The following is a 16,270-nucleotide window of genomic DNA, read 5'->3' on the forward strand; positions in this document are numbered from 1 at the left end:
GGAAACCATCAGGGTGGCAGGCGCGCACCCATCGGTAACGTGTTCAGGCAAAAGCGGGGGTTAGTCCCGGAAACGCTCTGCCCGAAGGGTCATTGCTACAATCATAAAGTCCCTCCTGCGGCAGTCGTTGCGCGTAAGTGAGAGGTTGGACATCGACCCAAGCGGGGCTCGTTGTGGCTGCTTCCTTCCGGATCTGACCAGGTTGGCGAGGCGCTCGCCCGCGCCAACCTCTCGAGGGTGGATATAGGCAGTTGGCCGGAAAAACACAACCCGTCAGAAGGTCAGAAGAATCCGTAAAAAGCCATTTTCGTCGGTTCCAAGGACTTGTGGATCAAATTCCTGAATGTCCTGCAGATGTCGTTGGGCATTTGGACCGGTGCGTAAGATCGCTTGCGTACCAGTACTACTGGTGATTCTGAAGGGTTCCTGGGCCTCTTCCAGCGGATCGCTGACCAAGGTGCCTGACAGATAATCCAGCAGGGCTTGCTGGACCGGCAGGATGGGCATGTCGATACGTTGCGCATTACCCGCAAATGGGAAATGCCCGCCCCCGCAGGCGCGATAATTGTTAAGCGCGACGGCAAATTGCTGATCCGGTGCAATGGGGGTGGCACCGACCAGAACCTCTGAAACACGCCGGTTTTCGGCATTGATCAAGGTGCCCATATCGTCGAAACGCGGAGGTTGTGTCAGATCAATTCTGCAGGACAGCCCGTATAGCACATCAAAGTTGTGACCCACCCGATTTTCGCAAATAAGTTCGGATGCAGATCCGGTCGAAATCTGGTTGAAAACAGCTGCGGACATCTCAAGCCAGTCCACGATTTGGTCACCGGATACAATGACACCCTGCAATTCGTTTGGAAAAACATGCAGGTCAACCACGTTACGCAGGAATATCTCGCCAGGCTTAACATCCGTATAGAATCGCGGCCCGGCCCGACCGCCGAATTTCGAAGGTGAAACCGCCGATAAAATCGGAATATCTGCCAGGTCGGTTTCGGACATACACAGACGTAACGCGGCAGCCTGGGCGGCGGCGACCAGCCTCAGCCCACGGTCCTCGGTGCAAAAGCTGAAATAGCTGTGCAGATGGTGCGGGGTGCGGCCGACCGGCTGGCCCGCTCGCCTGCGGGTTTCGGCATGACCAGAGGAAAAGAGATGCAACAATTCCGGATCTTCGGGCGCCAGTGATACGATTTCGTCGGGACGCCCCGCAGATATCGGTCGCAGCGCCGCCCGGGCTTCGCCAACGGTCCAGCCGCCGCGCTCTGCCGAGTGAAGTTTCAGGTCGACCACCCCCAGATGCGATCCGGCCGTTCCGGGTAAGACAACTGGTTTGCCATGCACCAGAGTGTTTTCAGAGCCGGCCTTGGCGGGATAGGTCAAATGGGAATGGCCAGCAATTATTGCGTCGATACCTTCGATTTCGGCCAGCGGAATAATCGCGTTTTCCATATTCTGTTGTGACGTGTCCGGTCCGAAACCGGTATGGGCCAACGCGATGATCAGGTCGCAATTTTCGTCTTGGAGCTTTCTGACTTTGTTTGCCGCACAAGTCAGGATGTCCTGAGTGGTAAGGGTGTCGTGCAGCTTGTGCGCCTCCCATTGTGCTGTCTGAGGGGGGAGGACCGAAAATACACCAATCTTCAGGGCCATAGGTGTCGGCGCGCCAGGGATCTCTTTGTGCAAAATGACATGATCTTGCCAGATCTGTGGTCCATTCGTGCGCAAGGCATTGCTGCTGAGCACAGGGCAGGGGGCGTCAGAGATAACGTGCTGTAAGAATTGAAGCCCGAATCCGAAGTCGTGGTTTCCCAGGCCAATCGCGTCATATCCCAGGCTGCCGAAGGCCTGCATCAGGATGTGCGGCGCATTGGCGGGATCGGCAGCCCAATCCCCCAACGGTGTACCCTGCAGAGCGTCTCCGTTGTCGAAGAGCAAGACGATATCTCCGTCTGCCTCAGCCTCGTTCCGCGCCTGCCGGATCAGGCTGGCCGTTCGGGTCAATCCGATCGTAGGTTCGTCTTGATCCGCGTAATAATCAAAACTGCACAGGTTCATGTGCAGATCGGTGGTCGCCAAAATCCGGATACCTACAGACTGATCAGACAAATGCGAAATTGTTTTCAATACTCTACTTTTGGCAGTTTTATGAATAACAACTTCAACAAAAAGCATAGTAAGTGCAAATTTTTTTATGCACTTGCGGTAATTTGACGGGATCGCCTCGGTTTTTGGTCGTGGAATTGTCGTTGCAACACCGACGCTGTCATGGCAGCCCTGTACAGGCGAACCAGAGGAATTTAAATGAAGAACGCGGAACAGGTAACGTTTGGTGGATCAGGGCTGGATCGTGCCGCACATCTTCGTGGAGACGTCGACACGATGGCAGCAGCGCGAGCACATCCGAAAGCGAAATGCCTGTTGCTGTGGCGCGGAAAGCTGCTGGTTCAAGGAGAGGCCCTTGATCAACTCTGCTTGTTACCTGTCTTGCATGAGCTGATCGCAAATGGTCCCGGTGGGATCGTCCCAGCGCCAGTATTGCTTGGTCTCTCGGATGAAGTTCCGGTTTTTGCCTTTGATATATCCGATTGGATGCCCGAGGGCGTTGACCTGTCCGAGCTTGGAGCATTCTTCGACCGATCAGAGCAACAGCACCCGGATTTGCCTGAAGGTCAGGTTTTTGTCGAATTGCGCCGCATCATGGCGCGCCTTTCCCCACGTGATGCCGAACTTTCGGCTTCCGCCAAGGCGGTCATCGCCTGGCATGAAACCCATAGGTTTTGCGCCCGTTGCGGCGCCGCCAGCGAGATGTCGCAAGCAGGATGGCAACGCAGTTGCCCGTCGTGTGGGGGGCAGCATTTCCCACGCACCGACCCGGTCGTCATCATGTTGATCACATATGGGAATTCGGTGCTGATGGGGCGATCCCCGGGATGGCCTGAAGGGATGTATTCGCTACTGGCCGGATTTGTCGAACCCGGAGAAACGCTGGAAGCGGCGGTGCGCAGGGAGGTGATGGAAGAGGCCGGTGTCCCCGTCGGGCAGGTAACCTATCTTTCCAGCCAGCCCTGGCCCTTTCCGGCGTCACTGATGTTTGGCTGTGCAGGCGAGGCATTGTCGCAAGAAATCACTATAGATCCGGTTGAAATCGAAGATGCGATATGGGTGAATAAGGCTGAAATGATGCAGGTCTTTGCTGGGGAACATCCCAGCCTTCTGCCAGCGCGCAAAGGCGCGATTGCGCATTTTCTGCTGCAAAACTGGCTTGCAGATACGCTCGACTGACAAAATACTGGGCGAATAGGCAAGAGAACGATAACCCACCATGCAATTCTCCGCACGTGAAGATATTCAGGCCCCCGTCAACGCAGTGTTCGAAATGTTTGCGGATTTCGAACGGTTCGAGCGGATGGCAATGCGCCGCGGGATCGAGGTCCGGCGTTTGTCAGGGCATATGGGCGTTGTGCCCGGTACATCCTGGGAGACCGAGTTCCGTATGCGCGGAAAGCCTCGGCGCGTGGAAATCAATATGGCCGAATGTGATCCGCCGACCCATATGCGGTTCGAGGCGGCAAGCAAGGGAATGAATGGCTCAACCAGGGTCGAGTTTCTGGCCCTGTCGCAACGTAGAACCCGGCTGACCGTGGATATGTCGCTATCGGCCAAATCCCTGCCTGCACGGCTGTTGCTGCAATCGCTCAGATTGGGTCAGTCGCGGTTCCGGCGACAGTTTCAGGCCCGCCTCAGCGAATTCGCGCGGGAAATGGAAGAACGTCATCTGCACGGTTCTTGAGAATTCCGAGACAAGAGGCCCTGAATGTCTGATGTGATATTGCGCAGCGCTGTTGTGGATGACGCCAAAGGTATTTCCGATGTCCTGCAAGAGATCGTGACCGCCGGTAAGCGCACCAAACCCAGCGATGAGAGTTTTGCCAAAGAGCATTACATCAGCCACCGCGGCAGCATCCAATGCACCGTGGCGGTGCGGGGTTCACAGGTATTGGGCTTTCAGGCGCTGAAACTGGCCGTCGACGGAAACCCTTATGGCGTAACAGCCGGTTGGGGCATCATCGGAACACATATCCGCCCGTCAGCCGCGCGCATGGGGATCGGACGGGCCCTGTTTCAGGAAACGCTGCTGGCGGCCCGCGCCGCAGGTCTGCCTGCAATAGACGCGACCATTGGCGCGCAAAATGCCGAAGGCCTCGCCTATTACGCGGCCATGGGATTTGTCGATTACCGCTCACATGAAGGAGCGGTGTGCAAGAAATACCTGCTGGGTTGAGCTAGCCGCGCGGCTGGACCGCCGGATAGACGCCCAGAATCTCGACATTGGTGGTGAAATGTTCCAGCTCTTCCAGGGCCAGTTGTACATTGCGGTCATCCGGGTGCCCGACAATATCCGCATAGAACTGAGTGGCCGTGAACGACCCGTCGACCATATAGCTTTCCAGCTTGGTCATGTTGACACCATTGGTGGCGAACCCGCCCATCGCCTTATACAGCGCGGCCGGGATGTTGCGGACCTGAAACACAAAGCTGGTGATCATCCCATGCGCCCCGCGCCGTGACAGATCCGCGTCGCGCGACATGATCAAAAAGCGCGTGGTGTTGTCGTCGCTGTCCTCGATATGGCGGGCAAGGACGTTCAGGTTATAGATCTCTCCGGCCAACTCGCTGGCCAGCGCGGCAGAGTGCGGTTCAGCAGCCTCGGAAACCTCGCGCGCGGCGCGGGCGTTGTCCGGGCTGACGCGCCCCTGAATGCCGTGCTGTTTCAGGAACCCGGCGCATTGTGGCAGCAACACCAGATGTGAATGCGCTTCGGTGATGTCGCTCAGCTTGGCGCCGGGGACGGCCAACAAATTGATGTGTACGCGAACAAAAGCTTCGTCGATGATATGCAACCCGCTATGGGGCAGCAGGCGGTGAATATCGGCCACCCGCCCATAGGTCGTATTTTCGACCGGAAGCATCGCCAGATCTGCTTTGCCGGACCGAACTGATTCGATCACATCCTCAAATGTGCGGCAGGGCAGGGCCTCCATATCGGGACGAGCGTTTCGGCATGCCTCGTGGCTATAGGCACCGGGTTCTCCCTGAAATGCGATACGTTTTGTCATTTGGTCGATTCCGTGCAACAAGTTCCAGAATTGGGCGTTTAGTCGCGGTGTCTATACCTTGCCTCTTGTAAGGGGAAGCCTTAGACACCCCGCAGACAGCTGAAATGGACTCGCGATCAATGTTCGACACGATGACAGTTACCAAGGCCGCAGCAGGCCTGTTTGGCACCTTCCTGGTGCTGCTTCTGGCCAAATGGGCCGCAGAAGAGCTTTACCACGCCGATGCCCATGGCGAGACGGCTTCGTACATCATCGAAACCGAAAGCGCAGGCGAAAGCGCCAACGGTGAAGAGGTAGTATTTGAAGAGCTGCTGGCCGCCGCCGACGTTGAGAAAGGCGCCAAAGTTTTCCGCAAGTGTACCGCGTGTCACAAGCTGGAAGACGGTGCAAACGGCACAGGCCCTTATCTGTATGGTGTCGTTGACCGCCCTGTTGCAACGGCCAACGGTTTTACCGGCTATTCGCCACCGATGCAGGCCCATGGCGGCAACTGGACACCCGAAGCACTGGATGCCTTCCTGACCAAGCCAAGCAGCTATATCTCGGGCACATCCATGAGTTTTGCTGGCCTGAAAAAACCGCAGGACCGTGCCGATCTGATTGCCTATCTGCAGACAATCGGCAACTGATGCCAGACCGGCACATCTGAAATTCAAAGCCGCTGCCCCGTGCAGCGGCTTTTTTTGTATGAAGAAACCTTCACAATGCGCTCACGCATTCTAAACTTGAATCAGTCAACGCTGGACCTTTAGCTTCGTTCAGGCGCAAGACTACAAGAAGTGACGCAACAGGGGATGAGCCAAATGGAATCCAACCGACAGATTGTTCAAGCACGTGCATTGGATTTCAGAGGTTGGTTGACCATACCGATTACCGGCTTTTTGCTGCTTGCGCTCATGACCTCTCAACTGTTTGCCGAAGAGACCATCATCAAAAGCCACGGATTCTCGGAATTTGGCGATTTGAAATACCCTGAAGGGTTTGCCCATTTCGACTATGTAAATCCTGATGCGCCGCGCGGCGGAGAGTTGTCTTATGCAGCACAAGGGACATTTGACAGTTTCAACCCTTACACGCGGCAGGGCCGCGCGGGTGCGCGTTCTGCGGATCAGTATGAATCCCTGATGGTCGCGTCCTATGATGAAACGGCCACTTACTACGGTCTGCTGGCAGAAAGCCTTGAATACCCGGAAAGCCAGGATTGGGTCATCTTCAACATGCGACCTGAGGCGCGGTTTTCCGATGGAAGCCCGGTGACTGCCGAAGATGTTGTGTTTTCGCATAATCTGCTGCTGGAACAGGGGTTAAAATCCTATGCGGACGCCGTCCGCGAGATGATTCCGCGTGCCGAAGCGCTGGATGATCATCGGGTTAAATTCTACTTCGCACCGGATATCCCGCGCCGTGGCCTAATAAGTCAGGTTGCCGGGACATCTGTGTTTTCCAAGGCCTGGTTTGAGGCAGACCCCGAAAACCGGCGGCTCGACAAATCCCGGCTTGAGCCGGGTATCGGATCCGGACCTTATGTTTTGGACAGCTATGACATCAACCGGCGCATCGTCTACAAGCGCAACCCGGACTATTGGGGCGACCACGTTAATGTGAATGTTGGCCGCAACAACTATGACTCCATCCGGATCGAATATTTCGCGGACTCGATTGCTGCGATGGAAGGGTTCAAGGCGGGCACGTTCACACTGCGCCAGGAAAACAACTCGAAAAGCTGGGCAACGGCCTATGGTTTTCCTGCCATAGCAAACGGAACAGTGGTTCGGGTAGAGCTGGAAGACGGGGATGTCCCCAACGCTTCGGGCTTTGTCATGAACCTGGACCGACCGCAATTTCAGGATCCCAAGGTGCGCGAAGCCGTCCAGTTAGGATTCAACTTCGAATGGACGAATGAAAGCTTGCAATATGGCCTGTTTCAGCAGCGCGACTCATTCTGGCAGGGAACTCACCTAGAGGCGACGGGGCTGCCCGAGGGGCGAGAACTGGAGGTTCTGCAAAGCCTCGGCGATGCGCTGGACCCTGCGGTACTGACCGACCTACCGGTCGTTGCCCATGAATCCCGCGCCGAGCGTCAGAATGATCGTCGCAATCTGCGCGCCGCGATGAAGCTGCTGGATGAGGCCGGTTGGCAGGTGGGCGAAGACGGTATCCGCCGCAATCAAAACGGTGAAGTACTGGCCATAGAATTTCTGTCAGACCAGCCGACTCTTGATCGTATCATCCAGCCATTTGTCGCTAACCTGAGGACGATGGGCATAGATGCGACCTACAATCGTGTGGACAATGCGCAATTCACCCTGCGCCGCCGTGACCGGGATTTCGACATGATTTTCGGCGGGTACCCAAGTTCGCTGCAACCTTCGACGGGACTGTACCAGCAATTCGGAACCGAGGCGGCCTCGTATTCCGTATTCAACCCGTCTGGTGCGTATGGCCCGGATATTGAACCGTTGATCGACAACATCGTGGCAGCGACCAACAGCGAAGAGTTGTTTGCCAATGTTCGCGCCCTGGACCGTGTTCTGCGGGCCAAGCGGATCATGGTGCCCACTTGGTATTTGGGCAAATACTGGGTTGCCTATTGGGACATGTATGAATACCCGGAAAACCTGCCGCCTTATTCATTGGGAGTCGAAGACCTGTGGTGGATCAACGCCGAGCAGGAAGCCCAGTTGAAATCCTCCGGCGCCTTGAGGTAATCCGCCCAAATGGGAGCATATATTCTAAGACGCCTGCTGCTGGTCATTCCCACACTGCTGGGAATCATGATCGTCAACTTCACCCTTGTGCAGTTTGTGCCAGGCGGCCCGATTGAACAGATCATCGCCCAGATGGAGGGTGGTGGAGATGTATTTGAAGGTATCGCTGGCGGTGGCGGCGATATCGAACAGCAGACCGGCGGCACAAATGACCGTTATATCGGCGGGCGTGGCTTGCCGCCTGAATTCATCGAAGAACTGGAAAAAGAATTCGGGTTCGACAAACCGCCCTTGGAACGGTTTCTGAATATGATGGGTAATTACCTGACTCTGGATTTTGGCGAGAGCTATTTCCGGTCGATCAGTGTGACCGATCTGGTGCTGGAAAAGATGCCGGTGTCTATTTCGCTGGGGCTTTGGTCGACGCTGATTGCCTATCTGGTGTCGATCCCTCTGGGTATTCGCAAGGCGATCAGGGACGGATCAAGCTTTGACACCTGGACCAGTGGTGCCATCATCGTGGCCTACGCCATCCCGGGATTTCTGTTCGCCATTTTGCTGCTGGTGCTATTTGCCGGTGGGTCCTATTGGCAGATCTTTCCGCTGCGGGGGCTTACCTCGGACAACTGGGACAGCCTGAGTGTATTTGGCAAGATTGCCGATTACTTCTGGCATATCGCGTTGCCGATCCTGGCGCTGACCATCTCTGCCTTCGCAACGCTCACCTTGCTGACCAAGAACTCGTTTCTGGACGAGATTAAAAAGCAATATGTCATGACCGCCCGCGCCAAGGGCCTGAGCGAAAGCCGGGTGCTGTACGGCCACGTATTCCGCAATGCGATGCTGATCGTAATCGCGGGTTTTCCGGCCGTCTTCATCGGTGTGTTTTTCGGAGGGTCAATCATCATCGAAACCATCTTTTCGCTGGATGGATTGGGCCGGTTGGGCTTCGAGGCCGCCGTGGCGCGGGATTACCCGGTTATTTTCGGGACCCTGTTTATCTTTGGCCTAATGGGTCTGGTGGTCGGCATCATCAGTGATCTGATGTATGTGTTGGTTGATCCGCGCATCGACTTTGAAAAGCGGGAGGGGTAAATGGCGCTTTCCCCCCTGAATCAGCGCCGGTGGCGCAACTTCCGTCGCAATGGCCGGGCGTTCTGGTCGCTGATCATCTTCTCGATCCTGTTCGGCCTATCGCTATTTGCTGAATTTATCGCAAATGACAAACCGATCCTCGTGAAATACCGCGGTGAGCTTTATACGCCGATCTTCAATTTCTACCCAGAGACCGAGTTTGGCGGTGATTTCCAAACCGAAGCAATCTATCGCGACCCCGAAGTGCGTTGTCTGATAGACAGTGGCGGTTTGGATCAGTGCTTTGACGATCCTGACGGCATTATCGAGCAGATCGAGGCCGGATCCTTTGCCGCCGACGGGTTCGAGCGCGGCTGGGCCATCTGGCCGCTGATCCCATACTCTTTCAAAACCAGCGTTGATCGGCCGGGCGCCGCCCCGCTGCCGCCCAACGGTCAGAACCTGTTGGGCACCGATGACACCAAGCGCGATGTGCTTGCACGGGTGATCTATGGGTTCCGTCTGTCCATTCTGTTCACGCTGATGGTCACAGGTGTTGCCAGCCTGATCGGTATCTTCGCAGGCGCCATTCAGGGCTTTTTTGGCGGCTGGCTGGATTTGATCTTTCAACGGATCATCGAGATTTGGTCGGCCACCCCATCGCTTTATGTGATCATCATCATGTTCGCTATTCTAGGGCGCAGTTTCTGGTTGCTGGTGTTGCTCATGATCCTGTTCAGCTGGACCGGATTGGTTGGCGTTGTCCGAGCTGAGTTCCTGCGGGCGCGAAACCTTGAATATGTCCGGGCGGCGCGGGCGTTGGGCGTCAGCAACAGGACGATCATGTACCGCCACATGCTGCCCAATGCAATGGTCGCCACGCTGACCTTTATGCCCTTCATCGTCACCGGAACGATTGGCGGGCTGGCCTCGCTGGATTTTCTGGGCTTCGGACTGCCGTCCTCGTCCCCGTCACTTGGCGAGCTGACCTTGCAGGCAAAACAGAACTTGCAGGCCCCTTGGCTGGCCTTTACCGCCTTTTTCACCTTTGCCATCATGCTGTCGCTTCTGGTTTTCATTTTCGAAGGCGTCCGCGATGCGTTTGATCCCAGAAAGACCTTCTCATGAGCCTGCTGGATGTAAACAACCTCAAGGTTTCGTTCCGGCAGGACGGGCAGGTCAGTGCGGCGGTCAAGGGCGTGTCCTTCACGGTGGATCGTGGGGAAACCGTGGCTTTGGTAGGGGAATCCGGGTCCGGAAAATCTGTGACCGCCTTGTCGACCGTCTCGCTGTTGGGAGACAGCGCGATTGTCGAAGGTTCGGTGAAATATGACGGGCAAGAGATGATCGGGACGTCCGAGCAACATCTGATGGATGTGCGCGGCAACGACATCAGTTTCATCTTTCAAGAACCGATGACATCGTTGAACCCGTTGCACACGATCCAGAAGCAGATGGCAGAGTCGCTGGCGCTGCATCAGGGGGTGGTGGGCGACGCGGCCCGTGATCGGATTGTCGAGTTGCTGACGAAGGTTGGTATCCGGGACCCGAAGGATCGGTTGGACAGCTATCCGCACCAACTTTCGGGCGGACAACGGCAGCGCGTCATGATCGCCATGGCGCTTGCCAATAAGCCGGACATTCTGATCGCAGATGAACCGACCACGGCGCTGGACGTGACCATTCAGGCACAGATACTCGAGTTGCTGGCAGACCTGCAGAAAGCCGAAAACATGGGGATGCTGTTCATCACCCATGACCTTGGCATCGTGCGCCGGATCGCCGATCGAGTTTGCGTCATGAAGGACGGAGAGATTGTCGAAGCCGGTGCAACCGCGGACATCTTCGAGAACCCTCAGCATCCCTATACCCGGAAATTGCTGGCGGCCGAACCGTCGGGCCAACCCGATCCGGTCGCCGCGGATGCAGAAGAGGTCGCCCGCACTGATCATCTGAAAGTCTGGTTCCCGATCCAGCGCGGCTTTCTCAAGCGAACTGTCGGCCATGTTAAGGCGGTGAATGACGCCAGCCTCAGCGTGCGCGCCGGCGAAACCGTGGGGATCGTGGGCGAAAGCGGGTCGGGCAAGACCACGTTGGCGCTGGCCATCATGCGGCTGATCGCGTCCGAGGGTGGTATCACCTTTCGCGACCAGGATGTGCGCCGTTGGTCGACACGCGAATTGCGCCGTTTGCGCAAGGATATGCAGATTGTGTTTCAGGACCCGTTTGGCAGCCTGAGCCCGCGCATGACCTGTATGCAAATCATCGCCGAGGGTCTGGCAATCCACAAGGTTGATCCACACCGCTCCCCGCGTGATCTGGTGGCGGATGTGATGACCGAAGTGGGGTTGGACCCGGCGTCGATGGACCGGTATCCGCACGAGTTCTCGGGCGGGCAGCGGCAGCGTATCGCCATCGCACGGGCGATGGTGCTCCGTCCCAAACTTCTGGTGCTGGATGAGCCGACAAGCGCGCTGGACATGACGGTTCAGGTGCAGATCGTAGACTTGCTGCGAGATCTGCAGCGGAAATACGGGTTGGCATATCTGTTCATCAGCCATGACCTAAAAGTGGTCCGGGCGATGTCACATAATGTCATCGTTATGCGGAACGGTGACGTGATTGAAATGGGCGCTGCCGAAGACCTGTTCGAAAACGCGCAGACAGATTACACCCGCGAATTGATTGCGGCAGCGGGCTGAAGCCCGCTCGCCGTGTTTTTCACGCGTTTGCGGTTTCCCGCGTTGCCGTTTTCGGTATAGGGCCGCGCAGTTCTTCATAGTGATCAAAGCTTAACTTTACCCAACCGGTGCCGCGCGTGGCGCTGGCCAGGGTGCGATGCAACTCATCCTCGGCCACGGCAGGAAGTTGGGCATTGAAAATCTCCCAGCCCGAAGCGTTGGGGTTGCCTTCGAATCCCAGCACTTGACCCTGTAAGGAACTGATCGTGGGGACAAGGTCGCCGACGAAATCGGATGGCAGGTGAATCTCTGCGTTCAGAATGGGCTGCAGGACCACCGGTTTGGCCTGAGGCAGCGCCTCGCGTACGGCGTTCTTGCCTGCGGTGCGGAAAGCATAATCGGAACTGTCCACATTGTGGTGTTTGCCGTCACTCAGCGTGATTTTGACATCAACAACAGGGAAGCCCTCGGGCCCCTGCTCCAGCGCGTCCTTGGCTCCGTGTTCAACTGAGGGAATATAGTTGCGCGGCACCGAACCGCCTTTCACGATCTCTTCGAACTGAAACCCTGATCCGCGCGGCATGGGCGTGACCGAGATCACGACATCTGCAAACTGACCCGCACCACCGGATTGCTTGCGGTGACGGTGGCGGTGTTCGATGGGCGCACGGATGGTTTCGCGATAGGCGGTCTCGATCGGGTCGGCCACGATTTCAATCCCGAAATCTTCGGCCAGTTTGGCGGTGATCCGGCGCATGTGCTGCGGGCCTTGAGAGCCCAGCACCGCATGGCCGGTCAGCTCATCCTGTTCCAGATGGAGACCGGGGTCGATCTCGACCAGACGGGTCAGAGCGTTCGACAGGCGCACGTCATCTCGCTCATGCGCGGGTGATACGATCTGACGTTGGGCGACTGGATGTGATGATGCCCATTCCGGCAACGGAGATTCGGATTTGCTGTCGTAAATATTGCCTGGGATCAGGTGATCGGATTTCACGGCCAGCCCGATCTGACCTGCCTCCAGCCCGGAAATCTGGGTCTTGGCGTCAAGTGTCGTCAGATTGCCGACTGTCTCACCTCCCAAAGCTTCATGCGCACGCACGCCATCTCCCAGGCCACGAAGGACGATGATCTTGCCGATATGTTTCTTCACGTCCGCGAATCCCGCAATGGCGCGGGCAGTCTCGGTGGCCTCATCGCGGTTGGCGGCAATGTTGAACTCAGGGGCTTCGTGCCGCAGGGCTTTCATCAGGCGGGTCAGGCCATTGCCATGGCTGGCCGCGCCCAGACAGGCGGGGATCAACTGGTGGTTCTGCAAAACCTGCGCGGCCAGATCGTAGATCTCGGCACTTGCGGGCTGTTTGTCTTCGATCAGCTGCTCCAACAGGTGATCGTCAAAATCCGACAGCGTCTCTAGCAGCTCGGTGCGGGCTTCTTGTTCGCGGTCCTCGACCGAGTGCGGCAGTTCGATCAGGGCCGAGGGCTGGCCTTCCTGATATTTCCAAGCCCGCTCCGAGATCAGATCGACCGCGCCGACTATTGTCTCGCCGTCGCGAATAGGGACCTGACGTAGGGCGATGTGGTGGGTGCAGTAGGTCTGTAACGCGGCGATGATATCCCGGATACGGCCATTTGGGGCATCCATCCGATTGATGAACAGGAAACAGGGAATGCCCGCCTCTTCAACCAGCCGCAGATAGGGCGCGCACAAGACAGCTGCGTCTGGGTCCGGCGGGACAACCACAACCGCCGCATCCGAAATCGCCATGGCTGGTCCGACATAACCCAGATTGTCGCTGCCCCCGTCCACATCGATCGCGCACCAGGGCTCGTCCAAGTAAGAAAAACCGTGCAAGTGCACGGTTCCGGAGACATCGAATGTGGTGGGTCGGTTGTCGAGGCGGCTTATGGCCTCGACCAGGGTTGTCTTGCCAGATTGGCTGGGGCCGAGGACGGTGAATACGCGCATGAGTGATGTCCCTCTTTTCAGGTTGCAGTAATACCTGCACGAAAAGGGCCGACCCACACGGCTGCGTGGGCGAGGACTGACTGCGAATTCACCTGCCTCAGGGTTCGGATCGTTCCGCCCAAGTGTGAAGACAACCAGAGGCTCGCGTCAAGCCCCTGTACTGGTATCTAAGCGGCGGGCCGCAACCGGGCCCACCTGTAAGCGATCAGATCGCCGAGCTGTGGCCTGCCTTGCTCAGGTCATAGGCGTCAAAGCTGCGGGCAATCATTCGGGTCAGCGGCCGGGCCTCGGGTGGAATGAACAGGCCATCCTTGGTGACGTGTAGCAGATTGTTGAAGTCGGCATTGGCCCTCTGGTACATCTCGTTCAGCTCTTGGGCGGATATGTTGTGGTCACGCAGAATCTCAGCCGAATTGATCTGAAAATCACACATCAGCGCTTCGATCAGACGTGCGCGCAAAATGTCCTGCCCTTTGAACAAATGTCCGCGCGAGGTTGCAAAGCGCCCCTCGCGGATGGCTTTCGTATAGGCCGATGTTGCCGGTGCGTTCTGGGCGTAGCCCTGAGGAAATCGCGAGATCGAGCTTGCGCCCACACCGATCAGCACCTCGGCCTGATCATCCGTATAACCCTGAAAGTTCCGTTTCAGTCGCCCAGCCCTGAGCGCATGTGCCAGACCATCATCCTGCGTGGCAAAGTGGTCAATTCCGATCTCGGCGTAATCATCCCAGAGGAACAGTCGACGGGCTGTCTCGAACAGCTCCAGACGTTGCTCGGGCGTGGGCAATGCGTCCGAAGGAATCAACTGTTGCCGTTTGGCCATCCACGGCACGTGGGCGTATCCATACAGCGCAACGCGGTCGGGGTTCAGTGACAGCAGTTTCTGTACGCTTTCTGTCATCCTTGATTTGGTCTGATGCGGCAGACCGTACAGGATATCAGCGTTCAGGCTGGTAATGCCGCGGGCACGGATCATGTCCACAGCTGTGCGCGTGGTGTCATAGCTTTGGACGCGACCGATAGTTTTCTGAATCTCATCGTCGAAATCTTGCACGCCGATCGAGGCACGGTTCATGCCCGCTTCGGCCAACGCGTCCAGTCGGGCCTGGTCAATCTCGTTCGGGTCGATTTCGACCGAGAATTCAGCACCCGGGCCCAGCGGTACAACATCCAGAATGCGTGTGGCCAGATCCCGCATCAGATCGGGATTCAACAGCGTTGGTGTGCCACCGCCCCAGTGCAGACGCGACAGGGTGACGCCTTGAGGCAGGCGCGCGGCCAGCAGATCAAGCTCGGCCTTGAGGACGTCGACATAGGCGATGACCGGGTTGTCAGTTTGCGTCCCCTGTGTTCTGCAGGCACAAAACCAACACAGCCTGCGGCAGAAGGGCACGTGTATGTACAACGAGACGGAGCTGCCGGGTTTGATGCCGGTAATCCAGTCTTCGTAAAGGTTTACCCCCACATCATTGTTGAAGTGAGGGGCTGTTGGATAGCTTGTGTAGCGCGGTACTTTCGCGTCAAATAGTCCAAGCTTTGCAAGTTGTGGTTTAACTATCATGGCGATACCGTTAGAGGACGGCACGCCTAGCAACCTTGATAGAGATCAAGTGGGAACGCGCATGACACAGATTTTCAAAATCGATCATACAAACTGTGAAGATTGTCCAATCCGCCACAGAGCAGTCTGCGCGCATTGCGATGTTCATGAGCTGGAGCTTCTTGAAGGTATTAAATATTATCGCAGCTTCGAGGCTGGGCAGACAATCATCTGGTCCGGTGATCAGATGAATTTCGTGGGCTCGGTCGTGTCGGGGATCGCTTCTTTGACTCAGACCATGGAAGATGGGCGCACGCAGATGGTTGGCCTTTTGCTGCCCAGCGATTTCGTCGGTCGTCCCGGTCGAGATTCAGCGCCTTACGACGTCGTGGCAACGACTGACATTGTCATGTGCTGTTTCCGTAAGAAGCCGTTCGAAGAACTGATGGGTGCTACTCCGCATATCGCGCATCGTTTGCTTCAGATGACATTGGATGAGCTGGACGCTGCCCGTGAATGGATGCTGGTGCTGGGGCGCAAGACTGCGCGCGAAAAAATCGCAAGCCTGTTGTCCATCATCGCGCGCCGGGATGCGTCGATTGGACAGAACGGGAGTTCCAGCCCAATCGTTTTTGATCTTCCGCTGACGCGCGAGGCGATGGCAGACTACCTTGGCCTTACACTGGAAACTGTCAGCCGTCAGATTTCCGCCTTGAAGAAAGACGAGATCATCTTGCTAGAAGGAAAGCGCCGTGTATCTGTTCCGGATATGGGCCGGTTGATGGAAGAGGCAGGCGACGATTCCGATGGCGGATATCTGGTGTGATTCACATACGGCGTGACCCGTTGTCTTAACCGTGGTTTAGTGGGACCAGTGAAACTGCGTCAGGAGTAAGTCATGGGATTCAGCAGCCTTTTGGCCATGCTGCTTATTGGTGCCATCGCGGGATGGTTGTCCGGAAAGATCATGGAAGGCCGGGGATTCGGCTTGATTGGTAACATCATCGTTGGCGTTGTCGGGGCATTTCTGGCCGGGCTAATTTTCCCAGCCCTTGGTTTTGCCGTTGGCGGCGGTCTGGTCTCGTCAATTATTTTCGCCACCATTGGGGCAATCATTCTGCTTTTCCTGATCGGCCTTGTGAAACGCGGATAAGAGCCGCCCGCTGGGCGGC

General features: G+C 56.8%; 14 protein-coding genes and 1 other RNA gene. 10 read left to right on the plus strand and 5 right to left on the minus strand.

Annotation, left to right across the window (positions count from 1 at the left end):
- Positions 1 to 135: 135 nt before the first annotated feature.
- Positions 136 to 234: signal recognition particle sRNA small type (gene ffs / locus AC2FH0_RS15420), an RNA gene on the minus strand.
- A 39-nt stretch (positions 235 to 273) separates the two neighbouring features.
- Entirely contained in the window at positions 274 to 2,115 is a 1,842-nt protein-coding gene (locus AC2FH0_RS15425; protein WP_496789747.1) for a 5'-nucleotidase C-terminal domain-containing protein, read from the minus strand.
- A gap of 195 nt (positions 2,116 to 2,310) precedes the next feature.
- On the opposite strand from AC2FH0_RS15425, the gene nudC reads away from it, so the two are divergent.
- The 3 genes from nudC to AC2FH0_RS15440 are packed head-to-tail and all read left to right on the plus strand — an operon-like array spanning position 2,311 to position 4,291.
- Positions 2,311 to 3,291, plus strand: a complete 981-nt coding sequence (gene nudC / locus AC2FH0_RS15430) for an NAD(+) diphosphatase (protein WP_496692479.1) — start codon at positions 2,311 to 2,313, stop codon at positions 3,289 to 3,291.
- Between the two features lie 40 nt (positions 3,292 to 3,331).
- The gene (locus tag AC2FH0_RS15435) at positions 3,332 to 3,799 is read left to right on the plus strand and encodes an SRPBCC family protein (RefSeq protein ID WP_142636970.1); all 468 of its coding nucleotides are present in this window, start codon (positions 3,332 to 3,334) and stop codon (positions 3,797 to 3,799) included.
- Positions 3,800 to 3,823: 24 nt separating this feature from the next.
- A complete protein-coding gene (locus tag AC2FH0_RS15440; protein WP_496692478.1) occupies positions 3,824 to 4,291 on the plus strand; it encodes a GNAT family N-acetyltransferase in 468 nt (155 codons plus the stop codon).
- 1 nt (position 4,292) lies between these two features.
- On the opposite strand, the gene AC2FH0_RS15445 is transcribed toward AC2FH0_RS15440, so the two are convergent.
- Positions 4,293 to 5,126, minus strand: a complete 834-nt coding sequence (locus tag AC2FH0_RS15445) for a prephenate dehydratase (RefSeq protein WP_496692477.1) — start codon at positions 5,124 to 5,126, stop codon at positions 4,293 to 4,295.
- A 119-nt stretch (positions 5,127 to 5,245) separates the two neighbouring features.
- Between AC2FH0_RS15445 and AC2FH0_RS15450 the strand changes: the two genes are divergently transcribed.
- The 5 genes from AC2FH0_RS15450 (at position 5,246) to AC2FH0_RS15470 (ending at position 11,610) form a co-directional block, all read left to right on the plus strand.
- Positions 5,246 to 5,755, plus strand: a complete 510-nt coding sequence (locus AC2FH0_RS15450; RefSeq protein WP_496789761.1) for a c-type cytochrome — start codon at positions 5,246 to 5,248, stop codon at positions 5,753 to 5,755.
- Between the two features lie 267 nt (positions 5,756 to 6,022).
- Positions 6,023 to 7,834 carry an extracellular solute-binding protein gene (locus tag AC2FH0_RS15455; RefSeq protein WP_496789748.1) on the plus strand — a complete coding sequence of 604 codons (1,812 nt, stop codon included), beginning with the start codon at positions 6,023 to 6,025 and terminating at the stop codon, positions 7,832 to 7,834.
- A gap of 9 nt (positions 7,835 to 7,843) precedes the next feature.
- Positions 7,844 to 8,929 (plus strand): microcin C ABC transporter permease YejB, encoded by a 1,086-nt coding sequence (locus AC2FH0_RS15460; RefSeq protein WP_142636962.1) that lies wholly within the window; start codon positions 7,844 to 7,846, stop codon positions 8,927 to 8,929.
- Positions 8,930 to 10,036 carry an ABC transporter permease gene (locus AC2FH0_RS15465; protein WP_496789750.1) on the plus strand — a complete coding sequence of 369 codons (1,107 nt, stop codon included), beginning with the start codon at positions 8,930 to 8,932 and terminating at the stop codon, positions 10,034 to 10,036.
- Positions 10,033 to 11,610 carry an ABC transporter ATP-binding protein gene (locus AC2FH0_RS15470; RefSeq protein ID WP_142636958.1) on the plus strand — a complete coding sequence of 526 codons (1,578 nt, stop codon included), beginning with the start codon at positions 10,033 to 10,035 and terminating at the stop codon, positions 11,608 to 11,610. The genes AC2FH0_RS15465 and AC2FH0_RS15470 overlap by 4 nt, the downstream gene beginning before the upstream one ends.
- Before the next feature lie 19 nt (positions 11,611 to 11,629).
- On the opposite strand, the gene AC2FH0_RS15475 is transcribed toward AC2FH0_RS15470, so the two are convergent.
- Both AC2FH0_RS15475 and hemN read right to left on the minus strand, forming a co-directional pair.
- Positions 11,630 to 13,558 carry an elongation factor G gene (locus tag AC2FH0_RS15475; RefSeq protein WP_496692475.1) on the minus strand — a complete coding sequence of 643 codons (1,929 nt, stop codon included), beginning with the start codon at positions 13,556 to 13,558 and terminating at the stop codon, positions 11,630 to 11,632.
- Positions 13,559 to 13,763: 205 nt separating this feature from the next.
- Positions 13,764 to 15,119, minus strand: coding sequence for an oxygen-independent coproporphyrinogen III oxidase (gene hemN, locus AC2FH0_RS15480; RefSeq protein WP_496789751.1), 1,356 nt, complete (start codon positions 15,117 to 15,119; stop codon positions 13,764 to 13,766).
- Between the two features lie 61 nt (positions 15,120 to 15,180).
- Between hemN and fnrL the strand changes: the two genes are divergently transcribed.
- A complete protein-coding gene (gene fnrL, locus AC2FH0_RS15485; RefSeq protein ID WP_281973102.1) occupies positions 15,181 to 15,924 on the plus strand; it encodes a transcriptional regulator FnrL in 744 nt (247 codons plus the stop codon).
- Positions 15,925 to 15,996: 72 nt separating this feature from the next.
- On the plus strand, positions 15,997 to 16,251 hold the full coding sequence (locus AC2FH0_RS15490; protein ID WP_142636950.1) for a GlsB/YeaQ/YmgE family stress response membrane protein: 255 nt from the start codon (positions 15,997 to 15,999) through the stop codon (positions 16,249 to 16,251).
- Positions 16,252 to 16,270: the final 19 nt, after the last annotated feature.

It is taken from the genome of Ruegeria sp. CDSC051 (assembly GCF_059610665.1).